The organism is Metabacillus sp. Hm71 (genome assembly GCF_051842955.2).
Taxonomy (GTDB): domain Bacteria; phylum Bacillota; class Bacilli; order Bacillales; family Bacillaceae; genus Metabacillus.
On the sequence record NZ_CM200278.1, the window covers coordinates 4555794 to 4582680 of the forward strand.

24 protein-coding genes and 1 riboswitch are annotated in these 26887 nt (G+C 39.0%); of the genes, 3 read left to right on the forward strand and 21 right to left on the reverse strand.

Translation table 11 applies throughout. From position 1 onward, the window contains the following. The first annotated feature begins 89 nt into the window (after nt 1-89). Nucleotides 90-179, forward strand: coding sequence for a YjcZ family sporulation protein (locus ACSVDH_RS22540; RefSeq protein ID WP_299090660.1), 90 nt, complete (start codon nt 90-92; stop codon nt 177-179). Nucleotides 180-337: 158 nt separating this feature from the next. Here the strand turns inward: ACSVDH_RS22540 and ACSVDH_RS22545 are convergent, their stop codons facing one another. From ACSVDH_RS22545 to ACSVDH_RS22620, 16 genes are all read right to left on the reverse strand, one after another. After that, a complete protein-coding gene (locus tag ACSVDH_RS22545; protein WP_299090657.1) occupies nt 338-745 on the reverse strand; it encodes a disulfide oxidoreductase in 408 nt (135 codons plus the stop codon). A gap of 9 nt (nt 746-754) precedes the next feature. After that, the gene (locus tag ACSVDH_RS22550; RefSeq protein WP_439251784.1) at nt 755-1438 is read right to left on the reverse strand and encodes a DsbA family protein; all 684 of its coding nucleotides are present in this window, start codon (nt 1436-1438) and stop codon (nt 755-757) included. 33 nt (nt 1439-1471) lie between these two features. Next, nucleotides 1472-1858 (reverse strand): DoxX family protein, encoded by a 387-nt coding sequence (locus ACSVDH_RS22555; protein ID WP_439251783.1) that lies wholly within the window; start codon nt 1856-1858, stop codon nt 1472-1474. 175 nt (nt 1859-2033) lie between these two features. Further along, nucleotides 2034-2882 carry a M56 family metallopeptidase gene (locus ACSVDH_RS22560; protein ID WP_439251782.1) on the reverse strand — a complete coding sequence of 283 codons (849 nt, stop codon included), beginning with the start codon at nt 2880-2882 and terminating at the stop codon, nt 2034-2036. Next, nucleotides 2882-3301 (reverse strand): BlaI/MecI/CopY family transcriptional regulator, encoded by a 420-nt coding sequence (locus ACSVDH_RS22565; protein WP_439251781.1) that lies wholly within the window; start codon nt 3299-3301, stop codon nt 2882-2884. The genes ACSVDH_RS22560 and ACSVDH_RS22565 overlap by 1 nt, the downstream gene beginning before the upstream one ends. Before the next feature lie 246 nt (nt 3302-3547). Continuing rightward, a complete protein-coding gene (locus ACSVDH_RS22570; RefSeq protein ID WP_299090675.1) occupies nt 3548-4252 on the reverse strand; it encodes a TerC family protein in 705 nt (234 codons plus the stop codon). A gap of 271 nt (nt 4253-4523) precedes the next feature. Further along, a riboswitch (yybP-ykoY riboswitch) is annotated at nt 4524-4624 on the reverse strand. A gap of 77 nt (nt 4625-4701) precedes the next feature. Further along, on the reverse strand, nt 4702-6207 hold the full coding sequence (locus ACSVDH_RS22575; RefSeq protein WP_439251780.1) for a tripartite tricarboxylate transporter permease: 1506 nt from the start codon (nt 6205-6207) through the stop codon (nt 4702-4704). 12 nt (nt 6208-6219) lie between these two features. Further along, on the reverse strand, nt 6220-6669 hold the full coding sequence (locus tag ACSVDH_RS22580) for a tripartite tricarboxylate transporter TctB family protein (RefSeq protein ID WP_439251779.1): 450 nt from the start codon (nt 6667-6669) through the stop codon (nt 6220-6222). Between the two features lie 100 nt (nt 6670-6769). Further along, a complete protein-coding gene (locus tag ACSVDH_RS22585) occupies nt 6770-7777 on the reverse strand; it encodes a tripartite tricarboxylate transporter substrate binding protein (RefSeq protein WP_439251778.1) in 1008 nt (335 codons plus the stop codon). A 198-nt stretch (nt 7778-7975) separates the two neighbouring features. Next, entirely contained in the window at nt 7976-8917 is a 942-nt protein-coding gene (kdgD, locus tag ACSVDH_RS22590) for a 5-dehydro-4-deoxyglucarate dehydratase (protein ID WP_439251777.1), read from the reverse strand. A 275-nt stretch (nt 8918-9192) separates the two neighbouring features. Continuing rightward, entirely contained in the window at nt 9193-10689 is a 1497-nt protein-coding gene (locus ACSVDH_RS22595; RefSeq protein WP_439251776.1) for a sensor histidine kinase, read from the reverse strand. After that, nucleotides 10637-11317, reverse strand: a complete 681-nt coding sequence (locus ACSVDH_RS22600; protein WP_439251775.1) for a response regulator transcription factor — start codon at nt 11315-11317, stop codon at nt 10637-10639. The genes ACSVDH_RS22595 and ACSVDH_RS22600 overlap by 53 nt, the downstream gene beginning before the upstream one ends. A 95-nt stretch (nt 11318-11412) precedes the next feature. Beyond that, on the reverse strand, nt 11413-12588 hold the full coding sequence (locus tag ACSVDH_RS22605) for an ABC transporter permease (RefSeq protein WP_439251774.1): 1176 nt from the start codon (nt 12586-12588) through the stop codon (nt 11413-11415). Next, nucleotides 12585-13286, reverse strand: coding sequence for an ABC transporter ATP-binding protein (locus tag ACSVDH_RS22610; protein ID WP_439251773.1), 702 nt, complete (start codon nt 13284-13286; stop codon nt 12585-12587). Before ACSVDH_RS22610 ends, ACSVDH_RS22605 begins: the two co-directional genes overlap by 4 nt. Further along, nucleotides 13283-14329: an efflux RND transporter periplasmic adaptor subunit gene (locus ACSVDH_RS22615; RefSeq protein WP_439251772.1), complete on the reverse strand. Its 1047-nt coding sequence runs from the start codon at nt 14327-14329 to the stop codon at nt 13283-13285. Before ACSVDH_RS22615 ends, ACSVDH_RS22610 begins: the two co-directional genes overlap by 4 nt. A 363-nt stretch (nt 14330-14692) precedes the next feature. Then, entirely contained in the window at nt 14693-15010 is a 318-nt protein-coding gene (locus tag ACSVDH_RS22620) for a cupin domain-containing protein (protein WP_439251771.1), read from the reverse strand. Between the two features lie 195 nt (nt 15011-15205). Between ACSVDH_RS22620 and ACSVDH_RS22625 the strand changes: the two genes are divergently transcribed. Then, complete coding sequence (locus ACSVDH_RS22625; protein WP_439251770.1) at nt 15206-15997, forward strand: alpha/beta hydrolase; 792 nt, start codon at nt 15206-15208, stop codon at nt 15995-15997. A 102-nt stretch (nt 15998-16099) separates the two neighbouring features. Here ACSVDH_RS22625 and pelA read toward each other — a convergent pair whose 3' ends face one another. Next, complete coding sequence (gene pelA, locus ACSVDH_RS22630) at nt 16100-19450, reverse strand: pectate lyase (protein WP_439251769.1); 3351 nt, start codon at nt 19448-19450, stop codon at nt 16100-16102. Between the two features lie 277 nt (nt 19451-19727). On the opposite strand from pelA, the gene ACSVDH_RS22635 reads away from it, so the two are divergent. Then, entirely contained in the window at nt 19728-20594 is an 867-nt protein-coding gene (locus ACSVDH_RS22635) for an AraC family transcriptional regulator (RefSeq protein ID WP_439251768.1), read from the forward strand. A gap of 114 nt (nt 20595-20708) precedes the next feature. On the opposite strand, the gene ACSVDH_RS22640 is transcribed toward ACSVDH_RS22635, so the two are convergent. The 4 genes from ACSVDH_RS22640 to ACSVDH_RS22655 form a co-directional block, all read right to left on the reverse strand. Then, nucleotides 20709-22874 (reverse strand): ABC transporter ATP-binding protein, encoded by a 2166-nt coding sequence (locus tag ACSVDH_RS22640; RefSeq protein ID WP_439251767.1) that lies wholly within the window; start codon nt 22872-22874, stop codon nt 20709-20711. Then, nucleotides 22837-24633 (reverse strand): ABC transporter ATP-binding protein, encoded by a 1797-nt coding sequence (locus tag ACSVDH_RS22645; protein ID WP_439251766.1) that lies wholly within the window; start codon nt 24631-24633, stop codon nt 22837-22839. Before ACSVDH_RS22645 ends, ACSVDH_RS22640 begins: the two co-directional genes overlap by 38 nt. A gap of 139 nt (nt 24634-24772) precedes the next feature. Beyond that, the gene (locus ACSVDH_RS22650; RefSeq protein WP_439251765.1) at nt 24773-25537 is read right to left on the reverse strand and encodes an NAD-dependent epimerase/dehydratase family protein; all 765 of its coding nucleotides are present in this window, start codon (nt 25535-25537) and stop codon (nt 24773-24775) included. 130 nt (nt 25538-25667) lie between these two features. Next, nucleotides 25668-26870, reverse strand: coding sequence for a cytochrome P450 (locus tag ACSVDH_RS22655; RefSeq protein WP_439251764.1), 1203 nt, complete (start codon nt 26868-26870; stop codon nt 25668-25670). Nucleotides 26871-26887 lie beyond the last annotated feature (17 nt).

A 26887-nucleotide genomic window follows, 5' to 3' on the forward strand; every position in this document is an offset into this window, starting at 1 on the left:
CCCGTTTTTCTTTACTCCATGCCTGTACCTTACAAAAATAATCCTTTTTTCATAAGATGTATTATCTTTTACGTTAGGTGGTGAATCGGATGGGCAAAGATGGCGGCGGATTCGGTTTCGCATTAATCGTTGTATTATTTATCCTCTTAATTATTGTAGGTTCAGCGTATGTTCGCTAATAACAACTTTTCTCCTCTTTAAACTCCAGATTTAATTCACATCATCTTATTTAAACCTTCAAAAAAAAGGGCTGCCTCAAAACTAAAGGGTCACCACCAACACCATATATAGGTGATAATTGGTAGAGTTTGACCCTTTTGAGACAGCCCCTGTCAAATTAATCAGTTGTTTTCTTTCTAAGCATAACCATCATCACTGTAATGATACTAAAGGCAATAAAGGCTAAAAATGGAATTGTGATAAATCCCAGCAAATTGATATACTCGCCTGAGCATGGGATACCACTTGTACACATTTCGAACTTTTGCAAGAATGGAATTTTCTGCAAGGAGTAATGATAGGCTGAAATAATCATTCCTATAATCGAGAACGGTAAAACATATTTATAAACTTTGCGATCATTATGATAAAATGCGATGCCGATCACGAAAGTTAATGGATACATAAGAATACGCTGATACCAACATAGTGTACAGGGTATAAAATGCAATACCTCACTAAAAAATAGACTTCCTAACGTCGCAATGAGAGAAGTAACCCATGAAAACAGTAATGACTTATTCAATTCTATTCACTACTCCTCTTGTGAAGCCTCTTCAACCATTGCTTTAAAGTCTTCATAGCTATTGCCTTCGAATTTTTTCCCATTTACATAGAGAGTTGGAGTACCAGTTATTCCGAGATTGTTGGCTTTCTCCATATCAGTATCCCAAGCATGCTCTGATTCATTACTTTTAAATGCTTGCACCACTTTTTGAACTTCCTCTTCTGAAACAATTTCCTTTAAGGTATCTTCAAGAAATGTTTCTGTAAAAACATCGATTCTTTCATATTTTAAGTCAGCTGGCTGTTTTGTAAAAAGAAGTTCATGGAACTCCCAAAATGTATCATTCCCAAGCTCCTGGTAAACAGCCTCGCCAAACTTTGCCGACCGGATCGAATCAATGTTAATGAACGAATAATTCATAAAATAAAATCTTGCTTTCCCTGTGTCAATAAAATCCTGCTTGATCTGGGGGAGAAACGACTCATTAAAATTTTTACAGACAGGACATTTATAGTCACCAAATTCAACAATTTGAACAGGTGCTGTTTCTTCCCCAAGAAACGGTTGGCCATTGTAATCAAATGCTTCAACTTTTGTTGTTGTATTTGCCAGAAAGAACAAACCGCCCATACATATTGCCAACAGACCGACGATCCAAAAGATAAGCTTTGGAGATTGCGTTTTTGATTGTTTTCTTTTTCCTTTTGACATGATTGCACCTACTTGATTTTTTGTCAGTAATAACTAGGCTGCTTTTTTATTTGTTAGTTTCGCATCAAGTGAAAATGATGATTTCGAGTTAAGAAATAGGAATAGTGCAATGGCTGCATATGTAATATCTAATTCATACGCCGAAAAACCTTCAGATAATTTTACCTTTAAGATCACGACAATCATAATGATAAAAAACAAAGGAGTAATGTACCGTGTACCTAAGCCTGCTATGAGCAGCAGACCTCCAACGATTTCGATCGCCGTAACCATATACGCCATGAATCCTGGGATGCCCATGCTTTCAAACCAGCCAGCTGTGTTTTCAACTCCACCTTGAAATTTTGCAAAACCATGAATAAAAAATGCTAATCCTAAATAAACACGCAAAATGAGAGATCCGATTTCAAAAGACTTCATTTAAACTAGCTCCCTTCAGTTAATGTTTTATGCCACCAACACTACATAGTGTAGTGTTGGTGGGTAAAAAATTACATTCCTTTTTACGAATTGCATCATTGTATATATACACTACACATTGTAGTGTATATATACTTATTGGTCAAGAATAAAAACTGATCAGAAACAAGACTAATTAGACAATAATCATTAATGTCATCAAAATCATAATCATGTTAATGGAAATAATAATCGATCTTGTTTGTAATTTGACAGGAATGGAGTTCTCTGGCTCAACCAACTGCTTTATTCGGTAATCAACCGTTCCTCCAGTAAAATGGACAAGAACCGGAGTGGAACCTCCTCCCAAGCGTGTTTTAATAAGTTTAAGAAGTGCACTGCCTAGCCCTAATTCAGATCCCATCCGCTTAACTGCATATTCATCAGCTACAAGTTCAACCAAAATTTTATAATTTTGATAAGCCCATTTTGTAAGCGGAATATACCACATGACTTCAGAGATCAGTTGTAAGATAAAGATTTTAAAAGGATCAAAATATTTTTGATGGGCCGTTTCATGATAGACTACGGCTGCCAGTTCCTCTTGATCCAGCATCTTGATTAATTGTGTCGATAGAACAATCTTTGGTCTGACAAATCCAAAGGTGAAGGCAACAGGTTCATTACAGGTAATCACTTGAATATCCATTTTTTTACGCTGGAAATGATGATTTACAGATAAAGTCAGTTGTTCGTTTTTTAACAAGGTGATCTTATTCTTTATTTTATTTATTTCCATTAGCTGTTTAATCATTTTTTTGCAAATACTAAAAATCGTGATGACAATAAAAGAATTGATTGTTAATAAAACAGAATGGTACAAGAAGGTATTTCCCTTAAATAAACTAATACAAAACTGAAAGATATTCAGATTAATGATTGTACCAAATACATGATTAACCACATACATTCCCATTTGAGCACACAGGAGGATCCCAAGAAAGAGGCCTAATCCGAAAACAACTTGTGATTTATATCTCCACATTATTTATTTTTTCCTTTTTTTAATTGGTTAATTTTTTCTTCTAGGCGATGAAGTAATTGTTGATCTACCTCTGTTAGAGAATCAAGCATATGGTTCACAACCAGGCCTCCAAACTCATCTAATAGATTATCCGTAAGCTTTTTCGATTGCTCTTCAATGAATTCTTGCTTTGTTTTTACCGGCTTGAAGAATGATGTTCTTCCGACCACCCTTTTATCGATCACTTTTTTATCAACCAGCCGATTCATTACAGTCATAACCGTATTAAAATTTGTTGCTTTTTCTTTTTCAAGCTGCTGCTGAACTTCTTTAATACTCATTTCTGAGCCTTCCCAAAGAATTTCCATAATCTTAGACTCTAAAGGACCAAAAAATCGATTCAATCCTACTTTATCAAACCGAAAATTGTTTATATTCATGTTTTTCACCTACCATTATATATTGTAGTGTAAAAGAAGGAATTCATCAATAAACAAAAGAGAGAAGGTAAGGATTATTCTTATCTTCTTTCATGAATGTTTGCTTTACAATTCTTCTCCATTTGTTTCAATAACATGTTTATACCAATGAAAGCTTTTCTTTTTGATTAAAAATGATAATTTTTATATACAAAAAGACGCTCAACCAACTGATAGTGGGTGAGCGTCTTCAAGCTTCTAACAAACTTAATTAGAACCAGCCTTTAATAATTCTTTTTGTTCATCGCTATTTTCAGCTTTTTCTTTTGCCATTTTGGCTTGTTTATATTTCCCTAACCCAATAACAGCAGCAATGACTAAAATTTCGAAGCCATATTTTACAAAGCCGTTAGCAAACAATCCGCTTAAGAAATGTTCTCCAACGATCATCTTTGCAGAAGTCCATGCTAATACACCAGCCCCAATCGTAACAATGATCGGGTAACGATCAATCCATTTAAGAATAATTGTACTTCCCCACATAACCACTGGAACAGAGATTAATAATCCAATGATGACAAGAAGCATATTTCCATGAGAAGCTCCTGCAACAGCCAATACATTATCAAGACCCATTAATGCGTCAGCGATAATAACGGTACGAATCGCTGCCCAAAAGTTATCTCCAGCCTTTACATCTCCATGATCATTGTCATCAACAAGCAATTTATAAGCAATAATCACTAGTAAAAGTCCGCCGACTAAATGAAGGCCAGGGATTTCTAATAACCAAACGACCGCAAGTGTTGCCACGATACGAATCGCAATTGCGCCAAATGATCCCCAAATAATTACTTTCTTTTGTTGGTCCTTAGGCAGGTTTCTTGCCGCAAGTCCAATTAGAATGGCATTATCTCCAGCTAAAACTAAATCAATCACTATAATAGACAAAAGTGCAGTGAGAAATTCCATTTCCATTTTTTCAACCTCCTAAAAAATTATATTTTACTACTTTCAAATTCTTTCAGAATCAAAAATAGTTTTAAACAAAATCAAAAGCGCAAGTGCCTTGTTCAGCCCCGACAAGCATAAGACGCTTAAGAAAAGAAGGTGTACTTTACCTTCAATTCTTAAGTGGCTAGGCACTGGAGCTGGATGTCAAAGCGCTATCCACAATATAGGACTTCAATAATTTCCTAGGCAAAAATAAAGAGACCTTTGCCAAAGTGGCAAAGGTCTCGCTAAGCACAATTTTATGCCAACAAAGCCGATGAACAATCGAGGTTCATGGAATGACGACTTTGTTTCAGGATAATCCTGACGCTACTCCCCTTTACGGTGGAAGGTTATTACGTATTCAAACTACTTGTTATTGTCATTATACTTTAGTCTTGAAAATATGTCTATATTTTTGATTTATTTTATGCTTCAACATCAATAAAATGCTCTTTCTTTTGCTTAATGCCGGCAATCAGGCTGAACGTAATGGCAATGATGGAAAGAACCATTAACGTTCCTGAAATCGGTCTTGTAAAGATCGTTAAAAGATTCCCATTAAAAAGATTTAACGATTGTAATAATGACTCTTCCATTAAACCGCCCAAAATAAAGACTAAAGCAATTGGTGCGACTGGAATGTCTGCCTTTTTAAATAAATAGCCGATGATTCCAAAAGCTAGAAACCCTCCTACCTCCCAAAGGCTGTTGCTGATTGAATAGGTACCTACAATCGAAACGCTAATAATGATGGGAAAAAGCAATTTAAACGGGATATTTGCCACCTTTGCCCACATTTTAGCCATTGGTAAATTCAAAAATAATAAAAGAGCGTTCCCAATAAACATACTTGCAATAACAGCCCAGACAAAATCTGCGTTTTGAACAAACATAGTCGGTCCAGGTGTGAGACCGTGAAGGATAAAGGCACCTAATAAAACCGCCATTGTTGCAGAACTAGGAATTCCTAATAAAAATAAGGGGATTAATGCGCCGCCACAAAAGGAGTTATTTGCCGTTTCAGGTCCTGCAACACCTTCAACCGCTCCCTTCCCAAAGCGAGAGGGATCCTTCGCCAGCTTCTTTTCTAATGAATATGACATGAGGGCGGGAACAACTGAACTGGTACCTGGAATTAAACCGATGAAAAACCCTAAAAGAGTCCCTCTTCCCATTGACATTAGTGAGGGCTTCCATTCGTTTCGTTGCGGAAAAAGTCCACCCATTTTTGGGGGCTGATCCGGCTTTTTAAATTGCTGTTCTGCACTTAGTAAAATTTCCGATAAGCCAAACAGACCCATTGCTATCGTAACAAAATCGAAGCCATCTAATAAATGTGCAGATCCAAAGGAAAAACGTACAATACCTGACCCTGGGGCAATCCCCACCAGAGCTAATATAAGTCCAATTGTAACAGCAATAGCTCCCTTTATAATGGATTTACCTGCCAAGCCAATCACCATTGTCATGCCAAAAATGATTAAGGCAAAAAATTCAGGAGGACCGAATGCTAACGCAAAATCGACTAATAAAGGGGCGACAATGACTAATCCAACAATTGATAATGTGCCGCCAATAAAAGAGCCGATTGCAGAAAGTCCAAGAGCAACACCAGCACGTCCTTTCTTTGCCATTGGATATCCATCAAGACTTGTAATAACAGATGCCGCTTCACCTGGTACATTTACTAAGACAGTTGTAATGGTACCACCATACATAGAACCGTAAAAAATGCCAGCAAGCATGATAATGGCAGGGATTGGATCCATTGCAAAGGTCATTGGAATTAGAAGCGCTGTTCCTGCACTGGGACCTAAACCAGGTAAAATTCCAACCAGCATTCCGACTGTTACACCGATTAAACAATATAAAAGATTTTGCCATGTAAGGGCTGTTTCGAACCCTGCTAATAAATACCCTATGGTCTCCATTGTTCTCCCTCCTTACCATCCCCACATATTTACTGGTAATGGAATATTTAAAACGGTCTTAAATCCGAGAAATAATATCATTGTGATCGCTGCTGAAATACCTAATGATGAATACCATTTGTACTCTGGAGAAAGCAGAATTAGTAACACAATCATGCTGGCGATCACAAAGCCTGAATAAGGTGAAATGATAATAAAAAGAAAAATAGACCCCAAAATAGATAATAGCTTCATCAATACCTTTCCTTTTGGAAGCAAATCGAATACACTGTTATTTTTCTCTTTTAAACTACTAAATATATAGATAATAGATAAGACTCCCAACAAACCGCTTAACCAAATTGGGAGCAGCCCTGGCCCCGGACCATACTGTCCATAGTATTCTAAAGAAAGTGACTGCCAAAAAATAATGCCGGCAAATAGCAAGAGTAAAAGTCCTACCCAAACACCGATATTCTTCAAAGTAAACATCTCCTTTCAAAAACCCTGTTCACTGATGAATCCTTATCGTATACAGAGACTGACTTATCACACATTTAGTCAGCCTCTAAATGGCTTTTGATTACCAGCCCAATAGATCCTTGAGGTCTGTAATATCCTGAATATCTTGTTCCAACATATTTCTGTACTCTTCACTACCTGCATAGCTGACCTGTGTGCCTAACTTTTCCATTTTTTCAATATGATCAGCATTGTTAATTGCTTTTTCGAGTGCAGCTTGAAGGATTTTGATTTTTTCTGGATCAACACCTTTTGGAGCTGCCAAGCCTCTTGTTGCTTGAGAATAAACACCTTCATATCCTGCTTCCTCAAAAGTAGGGACGTCAGGCAGGAAGGCAGATCGTTCTTTTGCCGCGACACCGATTACCTTTAATTGGCCGCTATTATGAAGATTATAGGCTTCACCTGCGCTTGTTACTAAAATATCAATATGACCGCCTAAGAAAGCTGTTGAGCTATTTGCGGTCCCTTCAAACTGAACTGCTTCAATCTTAGTGCCAAGCTTTTGATTCATTAACAATGAAACTAGATGCTCATCACTTGCAACCCCAGAACCATTTGCTTTTACCTTATTTTTTTTCGCATATTCAATTAACTCTTGCATATTTGTAAAGCGTTTCTCATCTGTACGGATTGCAATAACTCCTGGATCAGCCACATGATTTGCAAGCACTTCAAAGCTGTCTAAATTTACTTCACGTTTTACAGAGGGGTTAACAAGTCCGCCAGCAATGTTAGGAGAGTTTAAATAACCAATTGTATATCCATCAGGCTTTGCAGTCGCAAGAGCTGTCCAGCCTACCCAGCCGCTGCCGCCAGGCTGATTGATAACATTTACTGGAACACCTAATTCTTTTTCTAGAAATGGTGTTAACGTACGGGCGGTTGTATCTGTACCGCCCCCAGCATCATAAGAAACGATTACTGAGATTGGTTTTGTTGGATAATCTGTCTCTGATGTGTCCTTTGTTCCTGATGAGGATGAAGCTGCCCCCTGATTACCCGAACAAGCTGTAAGAACCCCGATGATGAATAAAAGCATTACTGCAAATGACCATAAACGCTTCATGTTACATCCCCCTTTAATAATCTTAGACTTTATATTATCTATCAAATGGTAGATAACGCTTACAATTTATCGGTTATTCGACATTCGTTTTAGATGAAGACTAAAAAAATCCTTTTACAAACTTTTAGTGAAATACCCTTTATATTCTCTAATAACGTTATAAATATGCCGTCTAAATTCAAACGCTTACATTTTTGCTTAGGTATCAATATTTACATTCTTATTTTCAACTGGATATTTTTCTATTGATGATGTAATGATTTCCTCCAATATCTTGTAATGCTCCTTTTCGACTGGGATTACAGGCGGCTTAACTGTGTTCCCAACAGGAAGTCCAACAATTTCCATTCCCGCTTTAATGAGGGATATGGCATATCCTTTTCTGGATTTACGAATACGATTAATCGGAAGAAGAACATCCACATATAATTGCCTTACTAGGTGATGGTTTCCTTTAGTTAGTGCTTTATAGTACATTCTAGAAATATGCGGCAAATAGTTTGATATCGCAGAAGAATATGTGTTGAAACCTAACGGCATATAGGTTGGCATCGTAATTTCTGCAAACGGCATTCCGTTAATCCACTGTAGACGATCCCCGATTGTTTGTGTTTGTTCAACTACCAGTTCCATTTTTCCATGTCCATCTTTAAGCCCAACAACTTGCGGATAATCTAGCAATCTTTGCAATGTTTCTAGTTCTAAAATGGCATTATCCCTCTGATAAACAATGGCGTTTAAATTGCTATTCTCAAGGATCTCTTTATAGTAATTATAGATCCCCTCCTGCTCTCCTTCGATTAAATAAGGCGGCAGAGTTAAATACCCATCAGCACCTAAATCCTCCGTTAGCTTTACTTGTTCAATCGCATGTGCAATATTACCGCCAACACCTGTATAGACTGGAACCTTTCCTGAAGCAGTCGTAATAGCCACCTCTACCATCGACTGGTACTCGCCCTTACTTAATGCATGGAATTCTCCAGATCCGCAAGCAATAAAAATTGCTGTCAAGCCCTCGTCAATTAAAAACTGAATATTTCTTTCCAATGCCTTCTCATCAAGCCTTCCATTCTCACCCAATGGTGCTACTGGAAAACCTAAAATTCCCTTTGGAGCCTTCCTTTCAACAAGTGTCATCCTTACTACCTGCCTCTCCCCTAATTTTGTTGGGCATTTAAGACCATACCGCATCTTCTCTTTCGTCCATTTGTCATACAATTAATTTCTGATTCAATTGTATGACAAATAAAATTGACTGTCAATTCAAAAAATAAAAATTCATGAGCATTTTCTTTTTTGCCGCTGAAAGAGCAAAAGTGCAAACGACATGCCGGTACAAGAATTTAATCATTTCCTTAAAAATAAAAAAAGCTAACTCTAGGGGCATACCCTTTTGAGATAGCTTTTAATAATCATTCTTTCCTTTCAGCCAACAAGCGCAGGGAAAAGATCGTTTTTTCTCCGGTGCTTTTCCTTAAAAACATATCACCGCCCTGTGCTTTTGCTAAAAGCAAGCTGAACGGCAAGCCTAGACCAAGTCCTCGTTCTACATGTTTTTTGTTTTCTCCACGATAAAAGCGTTCAAAAATAAATGGGTGCTCTTGCTCAGAGATGCCGTAGCCATTATCTGATACATCAAGGGAAATATAACCGCCATCTCTGTACAGCTCAACAGAAATTTCCCCTTTTTTTCTCTCTTTGACGGCGTGAAGGCTATTATTCAATAAATTCACGAGGATTTGCTGCAGTCTAACATGGTCTGCAATCGCAAAAAGCTGTGTTTCATGTGTTGTAAACGTAAGATTTACGTTCGCTAATTGCTGCTGGTGAACAATTTCCCACTGATAGATGATCTCTTTCACAACCCGGCATAAGTCCATCTTTTCTGGATTTACTTTAATCGAACCTGCGCTAAAACTATTAAAATCTAATAAATCCTCCACCATCTTCTGCAGTTTATTTGCCTCATTTATGGCCATTTGGACAAATTCCTTACTCTGATCTCCTGTGACAACATTGTCTCTTACAGCCTGAATCAAGGCACTTACCGAGGTAATCGGTGTTTTTAATTCATGTGTTACACCTGCGAGCAATTCCGTTCTTAGGGCTTCAAGATGTTTAAGACGATTCGTCATTTCTTTGAAGGAGATGACAAGCTGATGCAGCTCTTTTTCTTTTACATCTTCGTTTAATTCAATTTCATAGTTCCCCCGCATTAGCTCTCCTGCTGCTGTTGCCACTTGTTCAACTGGTCTTGCTAATTTTCTGGACAATGAGTAGATAACGAACCATCCTAATATCGCTAACCCTCCCAGAAGTAAAGCTAGCAGCTGATATTCCTCACGATTCATATTTGTTAAGTCTGTAATCGGTTGAATAATAATGATGGCACCAATGGTTTCTTCATCAACTACGATAGGCGAAATAACAGCATATGCGGTTCGAAACCGGTCTGATGAAATTTTTTCCACTGATAAGGCTTCTGGTATTTCTAATAACCTAACAAGTTCATCTTGCTTATTAGGCTCAGTATGATTGGGGCCTCTAGGACCTATTGATAGCACTGTCCCTTCATTTGTTTTCAGATAAAATTCCAATGGCTCCCGGTTATTTAATACTTTTTCCCGATCCTCGAGGATAAACGGCAATTTAGGACTTACCATTATCTTCCCTTCTTCATCTACTACTCGATCTGATAGCTCTTGTGCAATTAATTTTGTTAGCTCAAGCTTGCTTTCGATGGTATTATGCCGTATCCAAAAAATTGAAACGACTGCGATGATCAGTAAACCAATCACAAGTGTAACTAAATATCGTCTTGTCCAATAATATAATAGCGGAGTTTTTGACTTCTTCTTATTTAACATAGAATTGGTAACCCAATCCGCGAAGCGTTTTAATCTCTCCATCAGCCTCATCCCATCCGCTTAATAATTTACGAATTCGTTTTATGGCAAGATCGACTGCCCTGTCGCTCCCTTCATAATCATATCCCCAGACATTTTCGATCAGCTGCTCCCGTGTAAAGGTTTGGTTCGGATGCTCAGCTAAAAATAGAAACAAGGATAGATCTCTAGGAGTAAACTGAATTTCGATTCCGTTTAAGAATACCTGATGAGCAAGAAAATTAATTTTCAATGACCCATAAAGTTTAACCTTGTCGGCTTCTTCAAGCTGCGGCGATCTTCTAAGAACAGCACTCACTCTAGCAAGCACCTCCTCAGCGACAAACGGCTTTGTAATATAATCATCTGCTCCACTGTCAAAGCCTTGTAATTTTTGATTCATATCTGATAAAGCCGTAATCATGATGACGGGACAGGAGCTTTTTTCACGAATTTTCTCTAATACACCCCAACCATCTAGCTGCGGCATCATAACATCTAATAAAATGAGCGCCGTCTTTAGTTCATCAGCTTTTTGTAATGCTTCTACACCATTATAGGCATAGTGTACCTCATACCCCTCTTTTTCTAAATATGCACCTAGCACCATCGAAATGGCAATTTCATCTTCTACAACTAAAATTGTTTTCATCACTGTTTCCTTTTTCCTTCGATTATACTAAAACTGTCCTGATTGGAAAAAGGAGTTTGACATCTTGATTAGTCAAACTCCACCAAAAACTTCGTTTAATGTCGTAAAGCAGCTAAAGGACTTAAGTTTGCCGCTTTGTTTGCAGGGAAGATGCCGAAAGCAACACCGATGATAATGGAAAAGCTAACGGCAACACCTACCGCGAGCCAGGAAATGGATACGGCCATGTCTAATAGTCGAGAAAGAACCTCTGCACTTCCTATTCCAATAAGAACACCAAGCAAACCGCCAAGAGCGCTTAATACGGTTGCTTCAATTAAAAACTGTGTTAATATATCCTTCTTTTTTGCACCAATCGCTTTTCGAATCCCAATTTCTCTCGTTCTTTCCGTTACAGAAACGAGCATAATATTCATAATTCCGATTCCGCCAACTATAAGGGAAATGCTGGCTATACCTGCAAGCAAGAGGGTCATTGTATCTGTTACAGATGTTAATGCCTCCTGAATATCTGATTGATTCCGTACATTATAGCTTGTTTCATCCCCGCTAAATTGATTGTAGAGGAATCGTTCAATTTTAGCCATTCCCATATCAACCGTATCTTCTGACGCCATTTTCACATCAACTGAATTAATCACGGTTTGACCTAAAAAGCGTTGTGCAGTAGCGAATGGGATAAGGACCATATCATCAACAGAGCCTTGCAGCTCCTCACCCTGTTCCTCGAGAACGCCAATTACTTTAAAGGTGGTTCCATCTATTTTTACTTCGTTTCCAACAGGGCTTGTAAATCCGAATAATTCTGTTGCAACATTTGAGCCTAAAAGGGCAACCTTGTTGCGGTTTTCATCATCAATATATAAAATAAACCGACCTGAGCTGACCACAGTCTCTTGGACATCTTCATATGATGGGGTAACACCGTTAATGGTGACACTTTCCATACTGGTTTTGCCATTTTTTACTGTTCCACTTCCTGAAACGGTTGGTGACACAGCCACCACTTCAGAATATTCCTCAAATCCCATCACCTCATCATAATCAACAACTTCTTCACTTGTTGTATTCCCTTGTATCGAAACAGATACCATTGTCGTTCCTAATGATGAAACATCTTCTGAAACAGACTGTGAAGCCCCTTGTCCAAGTGAAACGAGTGCAATGACAGCTGAGACCCCAATGATAATGCCCAGCATCGTTAAAAAGGCTCTAAGTTTATTGGTAACAATATTTTTAAAAGCAATTTTGATTGCTTGCCCTAGCTTCAATGGACAAGCACCTCCCTTCTCTCAGAGATTTTTCCATCTTGAATGCGAATCACCCGCTTAGCTTGTTTCGCAATTTGTAAATCATGTGTAATTAAGATGATGGTATGGCCTTGATGATTTAAATCCAGTATCAGATTCATTACTTCAATACCAGTTTTACTGTCTAATGCGCCGCTTGGTTCATCTGCAAGCAAGATCGGCGGATTTCCGGCAAGGGCTCGGGCAATTGCCACCCGCTGCTGCTGTCCCCCTGATAATTCGGTTGGCCTGTGGCCGGCGCGGTCAGCCAAACCAACCTTTTCTAAAGCCTCCATGGCAATTTCTTTTCTCCGATTACTGTTTAAGCCACGGTAAATGAGTGGAAGTTCGACATTTTCAAATGCAGAATGCTTAGGCAATAGATTAAATGATTGAAAAATAAACCCAATCTTTTGATTACGCACCTCTGCTAATTGTTTTTGCCTAAGGGAAAGGACATTTTCCCCATCAAGAAGGTATTCTCCTGTATCAGGGACATCGAGACAGCCAATCATATTCATAAGCGTTGATTTTCCTGAACCAGATGGACCAATAATGGCGATAAAGTCTCCTTTGTTGACGGAAAAGCTGACATCATCTAACGCTTTAACGGTTTCTCCTCCAAGTGTATAGTGTTTACTAATATTTCGTATTTCAACGATGCGCTGTTCTTCAATCATTGACCCATTCCTCCCCGATTACCGCCTCCAACTTGAGGCATTTGTCCTCCATCCATGCTGCCAGGGAAGCCCTTTTGCATCATTCTATCCATCGTCTCCTCTGTATCATCACTCCTTGATTGAAAAGTTGGAAGAACGACCTCTTCACCCGCGCTCAAGCCACTGACTATTTCAGCCACTTCTTCATTTTGCAGGCCTACTTCAACCGTTTTTTGTGTTGTTTGTGCGGATGAGTTTTCTGTACTAGACGTGCTTGAATCTGAAGTTTGCTCTTCTTCTGTTTGTCCAGCTGCTTCTGTTGTACTTTCTCCTTCTGCTGGAACAAGGACATAATATTGGTCACCCTGTTTTTGAACAGCTTCAATTGGAACAGTAACGACATTTTCCTTGCTTTCCGATGTAATCACTGCCTCTGCAGTCATTCCTACTTTTATTCCTGTCGGTTTATTAATTTTTACATTAACAGCATATTGTGCCACACTGCTGCTTTCAGATTCATTAGCTTCTTTTGAGACACTTGTAACTGTCCCTGTAAATTCTGTATCAGGAAGGGCACTTACGTCAATTTGTGCGGTTTGTCCAACCTTCACCTTTGAAATATCTAATTCATCCACGTTTACAACCATTTGCAGATTGCTGTAATCAGTAATTTCAATCAATTCCGTTCCCTTTGAAATCGTATCTTCCGCCTCCACATTTAATGTGGTAATTTCTCCTGAAAACGGTGCTTCGATTGGATCTAGATCATCGTCTTCAAAGGTGATTAAATCATCGCCTTCTTCAACCGTATCACCAACTGCAACTAAAACCTCTTCCACAACAGCATTAATTTCTTCAGCTGTGATGACCTCTTCATTTATCGTTGAAATGCTCCCTGTACCGCTTACCGTCACTTCGACATTCCCGGTTTCTGCAACAGCTGTTTGTGTTTCCATAGTAGTCGTACTTGCTTCCTCCTTTTTATTACTGAAAATTCCATAGGCGGTTGCTCCTCCGCCAATAACCAATACAAGTATGACAATGCTTATGATCCATTTTTTCATTTTTCTCTTCCTTTCTTTTTACAAGTTAATCGTATCCTACGAATTTTTTTCTAGCAGAATTGTTTTGTTAGTGGACATAAACTGTTTACATGTACAAGCATAAGTCCGTAATGTGTCAAGCAAATGTCAGAATTGATTTTTTAAAGGAATTTTGATGAAATAAAAAAAGCGCAAGGCGCTAAGCATAAGGCGAACAGAAATAGAAGGTGTTCTTTACCTTCAATTCCTGTTTGACTAGACCCTAGAGCCGATGGCGCCTGGAGCTAGATTCAGAAACGCAAGCTATGTTAAGAAAATATATAAATTCTGGTGTTATAAAAAAAGACCCCAGATTGAAAACTGGAATCATTGTTTCACTTACAATTATCTTTTTAGTAAGTCCTCGCGAACAGGTGTAAATGTATCTAGTAAAATTGATTCTTCTAATGCTGTTACACTGTGTTTTGCATGGCTTGGAATATAAATTGTCTCCCCCTGGTTAAGAATGGTTTCCACTCCATCAATCCGAAAGGCGATTTTTCCTTTTATACAATAGCTCATTTGTTCATGAATATGGCTATGTTCATAGCCTTCTGCCCCTTTTTCAAATTGTACCTCCATCATCATTAAGCCTTCTCCAGGCTGAAAAATCTTTCGCTTCACACCAGGTTCTGCTGACTCCCATTTTCCTATATTACTCATTAACGTTTCCTCCTATGTAAGATCATGTTAACGCTTGCATACTTCTCTATTACTATAGCATAATTATATTTATCATTTATGTCTTTAAGAAAAAGTCAATTCCGTTTTTTCTGAAAAGATAGTGAGTTTTACTAAAATGATAGAATAGAAGGTTATCAATCCGAATGAAAAACGAACCTTTAAGGGGGATATTACATGACTCAGTTATTATGGCCTAATGGAGCACCTTTTCAGGAAGCTAACCAGGATTATTCACCGACTCTTACACCCTATTTTGCAGAAAGGAATGAAAAGCATGGTGCAATCATCGTTTTTCCAGGCGGCGGCTATCAAAATCGGGCACTTCATGAAGGTGAGCCTGTTGCAAAATGGCTAAACACCCTTGGAATAACGGCTTTTGTTCTACACTATCGAGTATCTCCTTTTAGACACCCGGCCCCGCTGGCAGATGCTCAGCGTGCCATTCGATATGTTCGACATCATGCCAAGGAATGGAATCTTGATCAACAAAAGATTGGCATTTTAGGATTTTCAGCAGGCGGGCATTTAGCTTCGACCGCATCAACCATTTTTGATATAGAAGGCTTGGAAGCCAGTGATTCTATTGACCATGAAAACTGTCGCCCAAACTTAGCAATTCTTTGTTATCCTGTTATATCATTAACAAACTACTTCCATGAAGGCTCTGTCCACAACCTTCTAGGGGAAAATCCAACACATGAGCTTCGAGTCTCGTTATCTAGTGAAAATAACGTTTCTGCAGCCACCCCCCCTACATTCCTGTGGCATACAGCTGATGATGCTGCAGTACCTGTTGAAAATAGTCTTCTATACGCACAATCGTTAAGCAAAAGCAAGATTCCATTTGAATTGCATGTCTTTCCTAATGGACGTCATGGTTTAGGTTTGGCTGACGATGATGCTGTTGTTGGAAAGTGGACTGAGTTATGTGGGAGCTGGTTGAGAATGCAGGGGTTTGCGATATAAAGGAATTGTATTATATAAAAATAACCCTTAGCTAGTTTTGAGTTTGAGCTAAGGGTTATTTCACGAATGACCAATTTCGTATCTTTACTCTATGTTTTAATCTTAAAATTTCTTCGGATTCCAGCCCTTCAACACATTCTCAACCGTATATTCCTTAGCCTCTTCATCGGTTAACTGCGGTCGATCTAGATTGACGCCTGGCCCTGTATTTTGGTATTCATAAAATCTGGCATCTTTTGCACTGAAGCCGGACATATCTGTCCATCCTTCTTCATGAATATGTGCGCCAAGTTCACAGTTTTTAAAGACGACACTTGCAATCGCATTTGGGTCACCGCCAGGATGCCATGGACGTCCTAAGTAGACAGTTCCATCTGCCGCCTCGCTTTTTAACCTGCTATTTAGAAAGAGAAAGCCATATGGTTCACTGATGTTTGTGCTTGCAGCTGTAATATAGCCATTATTCGTTGATGAACCACGATCCACTGAAACGATCTCACAATCTTCAAATACCGCCCGAGCTCCGCCGAAAATAAAGTCGACATCTCCTTCAATATAGCATTGGTGATAATATTGTGTACCTGAATGGGCTAATAGCGTATCCTGATTTCCGATAAAGCGGACATTGTGAAAGGCAAGTCTTTCGCCGCGTGCATAGACAGCAACCGCCTGAGAGCCTCCCTCAACTAAACTCTCATCAAAGGAGTTTTCCATTGTGAGATTTTTTGCGGTAAAATCATTCGCATAAATGAACACACTTGCACTGCCGCTTGTTCCATATGTGCCGCCTTCTGGTCTTTGTTTTTTCGCATAGTTATCGTACGTCAAAATTGTTTTCTTTGCACTTTCGCCAACTAAACTGATAAACGGCTTATCAGCCGGCACTTTGATTACTTCTTTATACACTCCGTTTTTCACAAAAATTTCTACAGGCTGCGGGTTATTAGCTGGCACAGCATCAACCGCTGCTTGAACGGTTTTGTAATCACCATTCCCATCCTGTGATACAATCAATTTCACTGACAGTTCCTTTAATTCTTCTGTAGCATCCCCCACTCTGATTAACTCTCCTTCTGCTAGCTCTCTGCCATATTTGTCTGCCAATTCATTTGGCAAGACCTCTACATAAACATGCTGTTCAAAATAACCGGTAGATTTCGCTATTTCAAGCAGTTTTTTTGCATAGCTGCCTCCCCATGAGTAGCCATCACGACGCTCTTGTTCAATTTCCTGAATTGTATGTTTGATGACCCCATCTCTGCCAGAGAATATTGGTTTATTTGTCCCAATTTCATAAAATCTATACCAGGTAACCGAGTTTGGATCCTCTACAAAATAAATCCCATTAGGATCACCGCTTACATAGCGAATTCCCTCCAGCTTCACCTCATCAAACCATTGCAGCGCCCCAAGAATCGCTTTTTGAATTTCTGGTGTTTGGTTCGGGCGTGACATAAGGAATCTTACAATTCCTACTGATTCACTGCCTGAAATCGAAGGATGCTCATAGGACCTTGCATGCTGTGGTTCATACGTAACAGGGTCATGCTGGGCACACCATGCTGTCAGCTTTCCATCCACTTCAATTTGCGATTTTAAAATATACTCAATCCCTTTATCCATTGCCTTTTGAATTTGTTCCTTCTTCTCTGTAGTTAAGAAGCCTTGATCAAACGGGTATGCATCCTTTACTAAATCATCGAACAGCTCTAAAACATTGATCATCGCATTATCATTAAAGGTGACATAGTTAGAATAATAGACAGAGTCTTCAGGGGATTCGGTACGCTTCGGGTACACCTGCGGCCATCCACCTGTTTCAACTTGCATCGTTAATAAAAAGTCAATGCCTTTTAATATACTTTCTTTCAGCTTTTCATCCTTTGTTTCCCGATATACTTGTGATAGAAAGCGGATTTCTTTAATTGTTGCTTGATTATCAATTGTCCCAATTTCTTCGCCATTAGGTCCTAATTGTTTAGAGCGTTTTTCTTTTCCATCCCAAGGACGGCTGTACTCATTTTCCATGCTCTTTGTCCAACCGCCATGATCCATTTGCCAGGATACAAGATGATCAGCCTGCTTTTTCATTTCATTTAAGTCTCCAGAGAATGTATCTTCCTCTGTTCGAACCACTTTCCCCGCTTCTAATGCCTCTTGCAATTCATAGATCACAACCGTATCGCCAAATGCATTTTCTCCAACCGCCGCCCGTGTTGGGTACATATCTTGAAATTCAGGGTTCAAGGTTTTAAAGCTTCCGGCAGCTGCCTTTAATGCCAATGCTTTCACATCAAATTCATCAAAGGAGCCGTTCAGCAACACAGCCACATGCTTATCGGTAACCGTTTGTGCACTTACAACATGAACCTGTTTTGCTTGATGGTTGATTTCAGCGGCTATTTTATTAAAAATGGCTTCGGCTTCTCCAAGAGTTACATAATCGTTCTTACCAAATCCGGGTTCACTTGACATATAGCCATTTGAAACAACAACTCCAACAGCTGCTTTACTTTTCTCAGCTGAATCATTTGTGCTATTACCCGGCTGCAAGTCTAACACCTCTGCAATGATTTCCGCTGCGGTTCTGCGTGTGATATGGGCATCAGGATGAATGGCACCATCCTGATCTGCCGTTACATAGCCTTCTTGTTTAGCAGTCTCAACTACATAGCTCCACCATTTCTCTTTAGATACTTCCCATACAGTGCCTTTTGCCTCGATATTTTTATAGACATGTTCCGGGTAGAAACCCATGACGTTATTTATATGAGCGAAAAATTCCAAGCGCGCCATTTCTTGCTCCTTGTTGAACTTCTCTGATGATAGAATTCCTGCTGTTTTTAATTTTTTTAAGGTTACTCCATCCATTAACTCTTCCATCTTAACTTCTTTTACCTCTACCGGCTGGGGTCCTTCAGGCTCTTGGTCCAACACCTTATTATGTATCCGCAGGTGGTCAATGTTGGCTCCTCCGCTTCCCCCTGCACCTGTTGCAACAATAATATTTTCTCCAGCTTGAAGATTTGCTTTAGTAGCCGCTGTTTTCCAAGCGGTCCATTCTCCTGTTGAAGGAAAGGCAAGTTCTTGTTCTGCGACTTGATTATTTACGTTAATTTCTGCCGGCCGATTTTCAGCCGCACCATTGGCATAGCGGAATTCTAACATGTACTCACCTGCAACAGGGACATCTGCTACAGTCCATGTAATGGTTCCGCCTGGAGCATTCGGCTTGTAATCAACAAACCCCGCTCCTGTATATCCAGGGTGTTGGGAATCAATGATCGCATCCTTAATCACTGCATCTTCTGCTTCATAAATAGCATCGAATTCTTGAGTCTCTCCTTCTGCGTAAGCCCTTTCATTTTGAAAAACTCCAAAACCTGGTGTAACAGTTAGTAAAAGTACGATTGTAATTAGTAACCCCTTTCGAAACCCTTTCCACTTTCTCAAACGCATCCTTCCCTTCATCGATTTTTTCTTGCATGTTGATTATAATGGTGGGGTTTACATGAAAAATATAATCAATTTTTAAGAGATAGGGAGATTGGCCTGCTATTTTTAAATAGTGAAAGCTCATGAGCATAAACCAAAAGATTGATTATGACCTTTAGCCCAGACCATGTTGGTTAATTTAGCTAGAATTCGTGAGCATGATTGTACTATTTTCTTTTCACTAAGCGTATGATTATAGTTAGTTAAGAATCTATTAGAAAAGGGTGAGTTCCTTTTGTGTAAGAAGCTGTGCGGTTTAACTTCCACTTTAAACAAGCTCACGTTTTCACTGCTGTTAACCGGTTATAAAACATGTCCTCCTGGCTGGAGCAGACAAGGAACGAAGCCACAGCATCATTCCCTTTGGTTTATCACGAAAGGAAAAGGGGAAGTGGTTTTAAATGGTAAGCGAACGAAGCTTGGTCCAGGAAAACTGATTTTCTTTACACCTGAGATGATATGCGATAAAAAAGCTTCCAGAAATCATGCCCTTGAATTTTATTTTGTCCGGTTTTCTTATGCGTTGGCCTTTGAGGAAAAGGGCATGTGGCATTTTAAACAGGCAAAAGATGTTACATTTCCGCTTAGCGGGGTCTATACCATGACAAATAGTTCAGCTATCATCTTATTATTAGATCAGCTCAATTCGTTATCAAAAAGACGGGGGGCAGCTGTCACCTTTCAGAAAAAGCTGCTGCTTCAGGAGCTGCTATTAACGATTGCCCAGGATTTTCGCTCACAAACGATCTCTGGTGACAGCAAAAAAGCGATTGAAGGAACGATTGAATATATGGTTGATCACTACAAAAACCCAATCACCTTATCCGACTTAGCAAATATTGCTGGATTAAGTACAAGCCATTACTCACGATTATTCAAAAAATACATCGGCTTAAGTCCGATCGATTACTTAACACACTTGCGTATTGATCGGGCAAAAGAGCTGCTTGTCCTTTCTGATATCCGCATTAAAGAAGTGAGCCAGACCGTCGGGTACGCAGATGAGCTTTATTTTAGCAGAACTTTTAAAAGGATCGTTGGGGTATCGCCATCCCAGTTTTGTGATGATCATAAGCTCATACCTGATACCGTACCGAAATAGCATACATAAAGTGTTGAGACTTTCAACAGAAGTTACTGCTCTATCTACTTTGAAAATAAAAGAAAATGAAACGGAACCTCCTCTTTAGCAGAGAAAGTTCCGTTTCATTTTTCTTTATGCGTTCACTTTTGCTAGAGACGATTTTCCTTGGCTCCTGCATAGTTGGTAATAATCCTTTTTGTTTCTTAATAATTCCTGATGATTGCCCATTTCGATTATCTTGCCTTTCTTTAACACAATAATCTTATCTGCATGCTGAATCGTTGAAAGGCGATGGGCAATGATAATCGTCGTACGGTTTTTTGAAATCGTTTTTAACGTTTGATGGATAACAGCTTCGGTTTCCGAATCAATATTAGCGGTTGCTTCATCAAGGATTAACACATCCGGATCCGCGATAATCGCTCGTAAAAAGGAGAGAAGCTGATTTTGGCCCGTTGATAAGACTGTGCCCTGTTCACCAAGCATGGTCTTATACTCCTGTGGCAGCGACCTGAAAAAGGAATCAATGTTAACTGATTTTGCTGCTTCGATTATTTCCTCATCACTGATCTTTCGGTTATTGAGCCTGATATTATCTAAAACGGTGCCAGAGAATACAAAGCTATCCTGTTGAATGATGCCAATATGCTTTCTTAGCTCTGAAAGCTGTACATCTTTAATATCGACACCATCAAGTGTGATTTTACCCTTTTGAATATCATAAAACCGATTGATCAGCTGAATAATCGAGCTTTTACCGGCACCGGTTGCTCCAACAATTCCGACCGTTTCCCCCGGCTGAATGACGAAATCAATATCATTCAGTACCCATTCATCTTCTTTATAGGCAAATGAAACATGCTGGAACTCAATCTTACCGGATACTCTTTGTCCGAATGATTTTGGCTGTATCGGATTTAAAATCGTTGGTTCTGTGTCAAGCGTTTCAAAGATTCTTTCAGCAGAAGCAAGTGCTGCTTGGATTTGATTAAAGTGGTCAGCTAACCCACGTAAAGGTTCAAAAAATTGTCTTACGTATTGGGTAAACGCATACACAATTCCAAAGGTTATTGCTCCTTCCAGTACATTTCTGCCTCCATACCAAACAAGAAGTGCTAGCGACAGATTCCCGAAAAGCCCGATGGAAGGATTGAAAATCGAATTAAGGACCGTTTGCCGCATACCTGCCCGATAATGCTCATCATTTAATTTGTTAAATTGTTCTAATTGCTTCTCTTCCCTGGCAAAAAGCTGGATAACTGTCATGCCGGAAAGGTTCTCGGCAAGAAACGAGTTAAGCCTGGAAAGGATGAGGCGGATGTATCTTTGTGCCTTCCTCATCACCGTTTTAAAATAAAAAGTTGTAAGCGCAACAGCAGGAATTAACATTAAACTAATAAGCGTCAGCTTGACACTCATATGAAGCATAATCATAACGATCCCAATAAGAATAAAGATTTCTTTTAGTAAATTCACGATCACTTGAGAATATAACTGATTTAGTGCCTCTACGTCATGGGTAATCCTTGTTACTAACCTTCCAATTGGATGCTTTCCATAGAAAGAAATCGGCATTTTCGTAAGATGTTTAAAAAGTGTTTGTCTTATATCATAAATAATTGATTGCCCTGTATATTGAAGCGTATTATGTTGATAATACATAAGCACAGCCGCTCCAACAATCAATGATAAATAAAGAATCCCCATCAGAATGAGTCCTTGATAATCATTTCCTCGGAAAAGATCGATATCATTTGAGCTTAATTGGCTAACTGAATACAGCTTTCCGTCGATCATTATTTCATTTGCCTGTTTATTCAGCTGATGGTTTTCTAACTCAGAAAGTCCATTATTCCATCCATGAACAAGGTAGTGGCTGCCCGCGACGGAAACAATGGCCGCTTTTTCTGCATCTTTGAGTAACTCGTTTTCAGGTAGTGGTTCTTTGATTCGTAAATAAACCTTCCCTTCAAACAAGGCGGTTTCCTTAAAAGATATCTTTTGCTCCTGCAGTTCTTCCTTCATACGGTCCGCACTTGATGCTTCCATTGCTATCATAGGTGAATAAATGCCATTAATATATGAATCTATTGCCACTTTAACGATATATGGCTGTGCTAAACTGGTGATAACAATAAATACGGTTAACAAAATCGCAAGAAAAATTCGTTTCCAATAAGGCTTCGCAAAGGAAAGCATCCTCTTTAGCAGCTGTGTATCACTATAATCGACGGGTTTACGATCTGCCTTGGTTTCGATGCTAACTCCTCCTCCTTTTAATTCGGATCGTTCTTTCATAATAAGACGGGATCTCTGAAGACTCTATTGGAAGCTCATTTATTTGCTGCATATGCATGTTATAATAGATGCCGTTTTCCCTTAGAAGCGATTCATGTGTTCCTCGCTCAGCAATTCTCCCTTCATTCAATACAATGATTTGATCTGCCTTACGTATAGTTGAGATGCGATGACTAACAATGATCGACGTTTTTCCTTCCATTTCGGTATTCAATGTTTTAAGAATCATCTCTTCGGTTTTCGCATCAACAGCACTTAAGCTGTCATCAAAAATCATGATCGGGGAGTTTTTGATCATTGCGCGGGCAATACTTACCCGCTGCCGCTGCCCTCCTGATAGGGAGAGTCCCCTTTCACCTAATGTTGTTTCAAAGCCTTTAGGAAAGTCTGTGATGTCTTTGTATACATGGGCTTGCTTTGCCGCTTGATAAACCTGTACTTCTTCATACGGCTTTGGATCAAAAGCAATATTATCATGTATGGTTGAGGAAAATAAAAAATTTGTTTGTGGTACATATCCTATTGAAGTTCGCAGTGTTTTTAATGGAAGATCTCGAATATCAACATCATCTATGAACATGGTGTTTCTCGGCGGATTGTAGACACGTAATAGCAAATTTACGAGCGTTGATTTGCCGCTTCCTATTTTTCCAACAATCGCTAAACTTGTGCCTTTTTTAATGACTAGATTTATATTTTCCAAGGCTGGCCCCTTACTATTTTTATATTGAAAGGTTAAATTGTTAATTTTTATATTCCCTTCAATTTTTATAGGGCTAACGCCTTCTTCATCTTTTATATCAGGTTTAGTTGCAAGTACTCGGCATAGTCTGTTGTCAGCTGCCTTTCCTTGTTGAAAAAGATTAATCACTTTTCCTAAATTTTCGATCGGTGCGATTAAAAAGGATAGATATGTATTAAACGCAACAAATTCACCAAGTGAGATCGTGCCTTTCATGACTAAAATGGAACCAAACACGATCGAAAACAAATAACTTAAGCCGACAATTCCTTGACTAAGTGAGGTAAACAGAGAGTTTGAGCGAATTAAGCGTTTATTTGCTTCAACATTTTCATCGTTTTCTTTTGTAAACTTCCTTAATTCCTCCTGTTCTTGTACATATGTTTTAATAATCCGTATTCCTGTGCAAAACTCTTGGACTCTGCTCGTAAGCGTGCCTATGGCTTCTTGAACCTTATTTGAATGCATACGGATCTTTTTACGGAAGCGATACGCGAGGTAGGTTAAACCAGGCAATGGCAGGATAACAAGCAAGGTTAAAGCAATATCAATCGTTCCCGCCATCATTGAAATCGCAATCGAGATTAACACCACTGCTTCAATGGTTTGAAACATTCCTTGCATACCAATTTGACGAAGAATGTTTACATCATTTATGGCATGTGCCATAAGGTTCCCAATTCGCTCCTGTTGGTAGTATTGAGCAGGCAGCGTCTCCCAATGGCTGAATAATTTCGTACGCAAATCTCTTTCTAACATCCGGGATAAACGAAAAATATAAATCCGTCCAGAGGATCGAAATAAGAACATTCCCACACCTACTAGAACAAACCAACCTGCTAATTGAAAAAGATCTGTAACATCAATCGATAAATGCTGGATTCCATCTGTGAAATCCTCTAATAACATCGGAACGATTAATTGCAGGATAAGAGAGATCGATAATAATCCCGAACCAAGCAAATATCCCCATTTATACTGAACAAGGTGCTGATGGAAAATGGGTCGTGTTTTCAAAAAACCCCTCCTCTAACAGATGAATAGTGTTAGATTACAGCACCTGCTCTTGATATACAATGGATTTCCATATCATGTTATATGGATTATTTTGCTTTTGAAAATAAGGTGACAAATCATTTTTAGTGGTAAATGTATTTTATGAATATCCCTTTTTTAATACATCCATTGCATTTTCTTTGGAAACAAAGCCTAACTCCTTCCACGCATTTTCAGTTGACCATGGTTTACCTGGATTGTTTGAAACACCATAATAGGTGCCATATTTTACGGTTGATTGAAGCGCCAGATCAAAAAGCTGAACGGTGTCTTCATGAGACAATAACGTATGGTGAAGCCGTTTCTTTTCCTTTACAGCTTTTTGTTCATCCTTTTGAACACTTCCGATCCGCAAATTAATGACAGAAAGATTATGTTCCTTTTCCTGTGCTAAAATATGACCGATATTTTCCGATGCAAGCTTAAGTACGCCATAAAGCCCGCGTGAAAACGGATAATCATCTATGGTAATTTCCCTGCCTAATGTGGAAATTCCATCTTCCTCATAATAATCTGTCGTGTGGTTGCTGCTTGCGAACACAACCTTAGGGATTCCTAACAAAATTGCGGCATGTAAAATATAGAATGAAGCAGTAAAATGAATTTCCGCCATTTTATGAAACTGTTCAATATCCTTTAAATCATTTTCCACTTTAATCGTAAGCAGATTGATCAATGCATCCGTATCCTTTGGGATGCTTTCGAGCAGCGCATCGAAATTTGTTGCATCAACCTGGATGGCGTTTTCCGCTTCGTTTGAAATATTTTTATCTAATACCGTAAACTCATATTTATCACTTAATCGATTTTGAACTATGCTTCCAACCGTTCCAGCCCCGCCAATGATCGTCACTTTTTTCTTCATTGATTTCCTCCATTTATGTGATTAGTACCATGTATAGCCTGCTTCTGGCTATCCTAAACATGGATTGCTGCAAAGGTTTTAAACCTTGCTCAATAAGCGTACAGCCTTAAAACGATCGGGCAGCTTTTAACTAATCAAATGCAACTGGAAGTTCTGTCAGTGACCTAAACGCAATTAATTTTCTCCATTGCAAATCATCAGCAGCTAGTCGGATGTTAGGCAATTGCTGAACAAGTACCTGAATGGCAATCTGTGCTTCAATACGTGCCAATGAAGCACCTAAACAAAAGTGCGGGCCATACCCAAACGCAAGATGGGGGTTGGGTTTCCGAGTAATATCAAGCATATGCGCATCAATGAATGTCTTTGGATCACGATTGGCAGCACCTAAAAATAGATAGACATGCTCCCCTTTCTTAATGGTCGTTTGTCCAAGCTCAATATCTTCAGATGCGATTCGTGCCGTCAGTTGGGTTGGGCTCTCATAACGCAAAAATTCCTCAACAGCCACTTTAATAAGCTCTGGTTTTTCCTTTAGCTTTATTAGCTGCTCAGGATGTTGTAATAAGATGAGGATGGAATTGCTAATAAGGTTTACTGTTGTCTCATGGCCGGCAATGACAAGTAAAATACATGTTGAAAGTAATTCCTCGCTTGTTAACTTCTCCCCATCTGTTGCTTCCTTACTTAATAGGCTGATTAGGTCATCCTTTGGGTTAAGCGCTCGCATTTCGATAAGCTCATTAAAATAGGCCGCTGCTTCAATCATTGAATCATTTCCATTTTGTAACACTTTTTTTGATCGGGTAAAATCAATTGTTTGAATTAAGCATGCGGCCATATCTCTAAATCGATGTCGCTCATCTGCAGGTACTCCTAGTATATTTGCGATTATAAGGCTTGCTAATGGAAAAGCATACTCTGAAACAATGTCGATTCTTTTCTTTTTTCGAATACAATTTAATAAATCATGAACCGCTTCTCTTATATATGGTCGATAATACTCTACAGCTTTAGAGGTAAACCCTTTGCTAATCAACATACGTAATCGCATGTGGTCAGGTTGATTCTTAAAAAGCACCATATTATTCTGTATATTTTTCAACTGCTCATAGTTCCTTGTAGTATGAGGAAGGGGGATCCGATTTTTAAATCTGGGATCCTTAAGAATTGCCTGCACCTCATCATAGCCGGTTACATACCAGCCCGGATATTTTAATAAACTCCCCCTGCATATCGGATGCTCGGAACGCAGCTTATCGTAAAATGGATAAGGATTGCAAAAAAATTCTGAAGAAGTAAGGGAAAATTCTTCATGCCTTTGATTTAACATATTCTCTATCTGCACCC